Origin of the sequence: Kitasatospora sp. NPDC059571 (genome assembly GCF_042735675.1) — a bacterium.
In the GTDB taxonomy this organism is placed as follows: Bacteria; Actinomycetota; Actinomycetes; order Streptomycetales; family Streptomycetaceae; genus Kitasatospora.
Genome location: NZ_JBHWBW010000458.1, coordinates 1 through 6,312, shown reverse-complemented (window position 1 = coordinate 6,312; position 6,312 = coordinate 1). Strand labels below are relative to the sequence as shown.

5 protein-coding genes are annotated in these 6,312 nt (G+C 76.8%); 1 reads left to right on the top strand and 4 read right to left on the bottom strand.

The window, feature by feature from the left end; translation table 11 throughout:
* From ACFV0G_RS32770 to ACFV0G_RS32760, 3 genes are all read right to left on the bottom strand, one after another.
* Positions 1-522, bottom strand: a 522-nt coding sequence (locus ACFV0G_RS32770) for a hypothetical protein (protein ID WP_380555870.1), incomplete at its 3' end; no start/stop codon positions are given.
* A gap of 13 nt (positions 523-535) precedes the next feature.
* On the bottom strand, positions 536-2,389 hold the full coding sequence (locus tag ACFV0G_RS32765; protein WP_380555868.1) for a glycosyltransferase: 1,854 nt from the start codon (positions 2,387-2,389) through the stop codon (positions 536-538).
* A gap of 49 nt (positions 2,390-2,438) precedes the next feature.
* Complete coding sequence (locus tag ACFV0G_RS32760; RefSeq protein WP_380555866.1) at positions 2,439-3,665, bottom strand: NAD(P)-binding domain-containing protein; 1,227 nt, start codon at positions 3,663-3,665, stop codon at positions 2,439-2,441.
* 194 nt (positions 3,666-3,859) lie between these two features.
* On the opposite strand from ACFV0G_RS32760, the gene ACFV0G_RS32755 reads away from it, so the two are divergent.
* Entirely contained in the window at positions 3,860-5,071 is a 1,212-nt protein-coding gene (locus ACFV0G_RS32755; RefSeq protein ID WP_380555864.1) for an ATP-grasp domain-containing protein, read from the top strand.
* Positions 5,072-5,083: 12 nt separating this feature from the next.
* Here the strand turns inward: ACFV0G_RS32755 and ACFV0G_RS32750 are convergent.
* Positions 5,084-6,312: HAD family hydrolase (locus ACFV0G_RS32750; RefSeq protein ID WP_380555862.1), on the bottom strand; the 1,229-nt coding region annotated here is incomplete at its 5' end.

The following is a 6,312-nucleotide window of genomic DNA, read 5'->3' as shown; positions in this document are numbered from 1 at the left end:
GGCCCCCCCGCGGACGCCCGCGCGCCCCAACGCGGCGGAGACCACCAGCAGCCCGGCGCCGGCGACCGCGCCCGTCCGCGGGGCGCGGCGCGAGGCCGGTCCCGGCGGCGGCCGGTCGTCGTGCCCGGCCTCCGCGCCCTGCTCGCCGGACGGTCGGTCGGCCGGCGGGCCGCGCCGGTCGGCGACGGCGGTCAGCACGACCGCCGCGGTGGTGACCGCGGCCAGCACGGCGACCGCCCGGCCGACGGTGAAGGTGTGGCCGAGGTAGTACGCCTCGGCCACCACGACACCGATCGCCAGGCTCAGCGCCACCGCGAGCACCCCGGTCTCCAGCGGTTCCATCGGCCGGCCCCGCCGGGCGAGCCCGACGCCGACCAGCCGGACCACGGCGAGGCCGGGGCACACCACCAGGAAGGCCACCCCGGCCGCCACCCTCAGCGGGTGGGCGGGCGGCAGCGCGGTGCACAGCAGGGCCAGCCAGCCGGAGACCGCCAGGACGACGTTCAGCAGATGCCGTCTCACCGCCGTCACCTCCTCACGGAGTCGAGAACCCGCGGGCCACGGGATTGGGGACGAACCGGTAGACCACCGCGTCGTTGTTGCGGTACACGGTGGTGAAGCCGGGGTTGGCCGCGGCCTGTGCGTCCAGCCGGGGGACGGTGTCCGCCGGGAGCGTGCCGGTGAGGAAGCAGTCCGCCGCCTGCGCGCGGTTGAGCATCAGGTAGGCGGGCGTGCCCGGCGGCGCGAACGACACCGCTGCCATCAGTCCGGCCATCGGATTGCGCGCGGTGAGCTCCTTGAGCGGCTTCTCCAGCCCGGCCAGCTCGATCCGGACGTGGTGCTCGTAGCCCCAGGTGCTGCCCGGCGCCTCGCCGGTCACCGTCACGATCACCGCACCGCGCGGCGCGGTGTCGATCATCTGCTGCCCCGCGGTGGTCTCCGCGACGGTGAAGTAGTTCATCTTCTCCTTGGTGTAGTAGCCGAAGAACAGGCCGCCGAGCAGCGACATCGCGACCACCAGGACCACCGCGCCGCGCAGCCGCGGCTGCCGCCCCGGCCGCAGCAGCAGCGCCGCCACGAGGAAGGCGGTCGACGGCAGCGAGAACAGGTAGACCCGGAAGATCATCTCGCCGCCGTAGTTGTTGGCGGCCAGCAGCGGCAGCGGGGCCAGCGCGGTCAGCGGGATCGCCGTGCGGCGCACCCACGGGCGGCGGACGAGGCAGGCCGCGGCCAGCACGAAGACCACCGCGGTCAGCCCGCGGTCCACCCAGGCGACCAGCACCTGGCCCGGGGCGGAGGCGCCGAGGCCGGCGAACCCCGCGGCGACGTTGCCCTCCGGCGACTCCAGCGCCGTGATGAAGCTGTGCAGGTTCTGCTCGACGTACGGCCGGGCGACCGTGGCGTCCCACAGCAGCGTCCATCCGACGGCGCCGGCCAGCGCGGGCAGCGTGACCCGGCGGTTGCGGCGCGGGATCGACAGCACGGCCATCGCGCTGATCATCATGATCGGCGTCAGCTGGTGGGAGGAGGCGATGGCCCCCTCCAGGATCAGCACGCACAGCAGCAGCCCCGGGCTCCAGCCGCGGCCGGGGGAGGCCGCGGCCTCCGGTGCCTGCGAGGGGCGGGCACCGCCGTCACCGTCCGGCCCGGCCCGGGCCCCGGGCAGCCGCCGCACGACCACCGCGAGCAACGTGACGAAGAGCAGGAAGGCGAACGCCTGCGGGGCGAAGTAGTCCTGGCCGACCCAGGAGACCGAGTAGTAGATCCACACGGTGCCCCAGATCAGCGTCCGCTCCCGGGTCACCGCCCGGTACAGCAGCAGCAGCGGGGCCAGCAGCAGGGCGTTGTTGATCGGCGGCGCCCAGGCGGCGAACCCCAGTGCGGAGTGCACCCCGGTGACCCGCATGACCAACCCGCTGAGGACGAAGAACCCCGGCCACTCGTTGTAGATCTCAAAGCCCTGGGCGTCCGGTACCGGCCCGTTGTGGCGGATCATCGCGTCGATCACCGCGACGTGCTTCCAGGCCCAGACGTAGCGCAGCGTCGGGTACAGCAGGCTCGGCGTCGCATGGATCATCGCGATCAGACCGAGCACGTACCCGGCCAGCCAGCCGCCGCCGTACCTCCGGTCCGACAGCACCAGCGCGAAGCCCAGGGTGAGCACCACCAGGGCCGCCCAGAACAGCGGCGGCAGCACCTGGAGCAGGCCCAGGTCGTTCATCCGGCCGAGCGGGACGTGGCGCAGCGAGAGCAGCCACATCACCAGGGCGACCGGCAGCGCGGCCCGCCCGGCCACGGCCCGCACCCGCCGGCCCGGACCCCCGGGGCCGGGGGCGGGCCCGGTGCGGGGCTGCGCCGCCTGGGCGGTCAGCCCCTCGCGCCGGGCCACCGGACCACCCCCTCGGGCGGCCGGCGGCCGTCCGGGTACGCCGTCCCCATCAGCCGGTCCCGGCCGCTGTGCGCGCCACCGCGGCACTGATCCGCCGGGCGGAGAAGCCCGTGCCGTAGACGAAGCGGAGCACCGGGCCGAAGGTGAGTGCGGCCGCCAGCCCGGTGAAGTAGAGGCCGCGGGCCGAGGACTCGAAGTCGTGGGACAGGCGCGGTGAGCCGGCGAGGGTCTGCACCGAGGGGAGCAGCGGTGCCAGCAGGTCCAGGCGGTGCAGGTCGACCCGGTAGCCGGTGGCCGCGATGACGTGGTCGAAGTCGAGCGTCGTCCGTCCCTCCGGGCCGTCCAGGGTGAGTGCGACGTGCCCGTCGGTGCGCTCCGCCCGGGTGACGTGGTGCCCGGTGAGCACCGGGAAGCGGTCCTCGAAGCGGTCCCGCAGCCACCAGGCGCCGGACGGTCCGAGCACCTGCTTCACCACCCGGATCCGGGTGGCGGCGGGCAGCGCCGGGAACGCCCCGGGGATCCGGGTGCAGGCGTACAGCGACCAGCCGGGGCCCAGCGGCGAACCGGGCTTGGCCAGCCGTACCGGCAGCGGCCGGTCGGTGGAGCGGTCGGCGGCCGGCGGGCCGCCGAAGAGCACCTCGGGGGCGCGGGCCACCAGGGTCGGTTCGCCGCCCGCCTCGTGCAGCAGGACGGCGCTCTCCAGCGCGGACTGGCCGGCGCCCACCACCGCGACGCGGCGGCCGCGGAACACCGACAGGTCGGCGTGGTCCGCGGAGTGCGACACCAGGCCGCTGCCCGTCAGGCAGGCGAGGTCGGCCGGGACGTGGCCGAACGCGCCGAGGCCGGTGGCCACCACCACGGTGCGGCCGTCCACCACCTCGCCGGTGTCGAGGGTCAGCCGGAAGCCCTGCGGGCCGGGTTCGACGAGCTTCACCCTCGACCGCTCCAGCTCCGGCACGCAGTGCTCCTGGAACCAGTGGCCGTAGCGGACGAACTCCTCCAGCGACACCGGGTGCAGGTCCCCGGTCTGGGGCCGGCCCTCGGCCGCCCGGAAGGTGGCGAGCGCGTAGCGGTCCCCGGGGTCGGCGATCGAGGAGGCGATCGGGGGCGACTTCAGGTACATCCCGACGGGCATCCGCCCGCACCAGCTCTCCATCGGGTCGCCGAAGATCCGGAACCCCACGCGCAGTTCACGGAGGTGGGCGGCGACCGCGAGGCCGTACGGGCCGGCGCCGATCACGGCGACGGGGATCTGAGCTGGGCGGGGATCCGGCATGGTGCGTCCTCCGGATTCGGCGTCCGGCCTGGACGCTCTTCATCCAAGCGTGCACCCGACGCACCGGGGCGGCATGTCGTCGTCAGGGCCACCGGGTCGCGGGCGGCCGGCGCCGGGCCCAGAATTGACGGACCGAACCGGTGGACCGGGCCGCATCTGCCGCATCCCCGCGGCCCCGCAGCAGGGAGGGCGCCATGCCGTCTCCCCGGATCGACCGCGACGTCCCGGCGGTCCTGGTCAGGGTCGGCCGCTACCCGCACCAGCAGGGCGTGGTCGGAGTGATCCGCACCCTGGGCCGGCTCGGCGTCCCCGTCCACGCGATGCTGGAGAACCGCCGCACCCCGGCCGCCGTCTCCCGCTACCTGGTCGGCCGGCACGTCCGGCCCACCACCGGCCGGGAGGACCCGGAGGTGCTGGTCGCCGCGCTCCTGGCGATCGGCCGGTCGGTCGGCCGCCCGAGCGTGGCGATCGCCACCGACGACGAGGCCGCCGTCCTGCTGGCCGAGCACGCCGACCGGCTCGCGGAGCACTTCCTGCTCCCGCCGGTCGCGCCCGGGCTGCCGCGCACCCTGGCCAGCAAGGACGGGCTGTACCGGATCTGCCGCGACCACGGGGTGCCCACGCCGCGGGCCGGGGCGCCGGACGGCGTCGAGGACCTGGTCCGCACGGCCCGCGCCTGGGGCTACCCGGTCGTCCTGAAGAACCTGGAGCCGTGGACGAGGCTGCGCAGTCCGGTGGTCGGGCACACCACGGTGGTCCGGGACGAGGCCGAGCTGCTCGCGGCCTGCCCGCCCGACGGCGCGCCGTCGGTGCTGCTGCAGGAGTACCTGCCGTCCGAGGCGGCCGAGGACTGGATCGCCCATCTGTGCTGCGCGCCCGGCGGCGAGCCGCTGGTCGTCTTCACCGGGCGCAAGCTCCGCTCCTGGCCGCCCGACGCCGGCGTCACGGCCCGCGCCAGGGCGCTGCCCAACCCCGAGCTGGCGGAGCTGGCCACCGGTCTGTGCCGCCGGATCGGCTATTGCGGGGTCGCCGACATGGACTGGCGCTACGACCGCCGGGACGGCCGCTACAAGCTGGTCGACTTCAACCCCCGGGTGGGCGCGCAGTTCCGGGCGTTCGAGACGGCCGGCGGGGTGGACGTCATCCGTGCCCTCCACCTCTCGCTGACCGGCCGGCCGGTGCCCCGCGGCCCGCAGCTGGTGCGCAGCTTCTCCACCGGCCAGTACGACGTGCCGTCCGCCCTGGTGTGGGCCTGGCAGCAGCGCCGGCTGCCGCCCGGCCTGGTGCCGGCCCGTTCGACCGAGCGCGGCTGGCTCTGCTGGGACGACCCGGCGCCCGCGGTCGCCGAGGCGGGCTGGTTCACCGCCTCGGTCGCCCAGCGACTCGGCCGCGCCGTGCGCCGCTGAGCACGGGCGCCGTCAGCGGCGGCCCGCGCCCCGGCCGGGCCGGGGCAGCGCCAGATCGGCGAGGGCGAGCCGCAGCAGCCTGGCCGGGGCGCCCGCCCGGCCGTCCTCGGGCACCGCGAGCAGCGCCAGCAGGGCCCGGGTCTGCGGACTGTGCCGCGGCGGCCGGCACCGCGGGCAGCCGCCGGGCCGGTGCCCGACGACGGCGGCCACGGCCTCCGCCAGCCCGGCCTGGTAGCGGTGGCGGAGCACCGGAACCCCCGCCGCGCGCACCGCCGTTCCGCCGTTCCGGGCGGCGAATCCGTACCGCGCCCAGCGCAGCAGCGGCACCTCGGCCGGGCCGCCGCCGACGGCGAGCAGCGGGGCCGCGCCGGGCGCGCCGAGCCGCTCCAGCAGGGCCCGCAGCCCGTCCGCCGGGTCCGCGCCGCGCGGCACGAAGTCGGTCTGCGCATCACCGTGCACCGCCTCGAACCGCTGCCCGACGAACGGGTCGGCGAGCAGGGCGGCGACGGTGTCGTGCGGCAGCGGCCCGCGGCCGGCCGGCCCGTCCTGCCGGGCGCGCACGCACCAGCGCGCCAGCGGGTCCGTGCCCACCCCGGGCAGCGCGGCCAGCCGGGCGCGCAGCCGCCGGTCCGGCTCCTCCCAGCGGCCGCTCGGCAGCAGCACGTGCGCGGTGCGCTCGCCCGCGTCGTAGCAGACCGCCCCGTACTCGCCGACGCCGCCGGACAGCCGGTAGGCGTCGCAGCGGTCGCGGACCTCGGGCAGCGAGCGCCCGGTCGCCAGCAGCACCCGGTGGCCGTGGGCGCGCAGCGCGCGGAGCGCCAGCATCCCCTGCGGCGACCCGGCCGGGAAGCCGAGCACCTCGGTCTCCAGGACGCCGTCCAGGCCGAGGACGCACCACGGGCCGCGCGGCTCGTCGGACAGGTCGGCGAGGTAGGCGCCGGCCAGAAAGTGCTGGACGGCCCGGGCCTGCGCCCGGCGGGCCTCGGCCCGCGCCCCCGGGGACGGCCGCGCCGCGCCGCCGGCCGCCAGCCGCGCCGCGTGCGGCGCCTGGAGCACCCGCAGCAGGCACCAGCGGGCGGCGGGCACGTGGTGCCCGGTCAGCTCCCGGTAGCGGGAGCGCAGGTCGTCCGAGGCCGGGCCGGTGTCGGGGTCCGCCGCCGGCGCCGCGCCGGCGAGGTCGAACGCGGCGAGGAAGCTGGCGCGGTCGAGGCGGCCGAGGGCGCCGGAGGGGTGTAGAGTGT

What these genes read in the sequence shown, in the direction of transcription:
- ACFV0G_RS32760 (WP_380555866.1), bottom strand. Translation starts at nt 3,665, where the DNA reads ATGCCGGATCCCCGCCCAGCTCAGATCCCCGTCGCCGTGATCGGCGCC.
- ACFV0G_RS32755 (WP_380555864.1), top strand. Translation starts at nt 3,860, where the DNA reads ATGCCGTCTCCCCGGATCGACCGCGACGTCCCGGCGGTCCTGGTCAGG.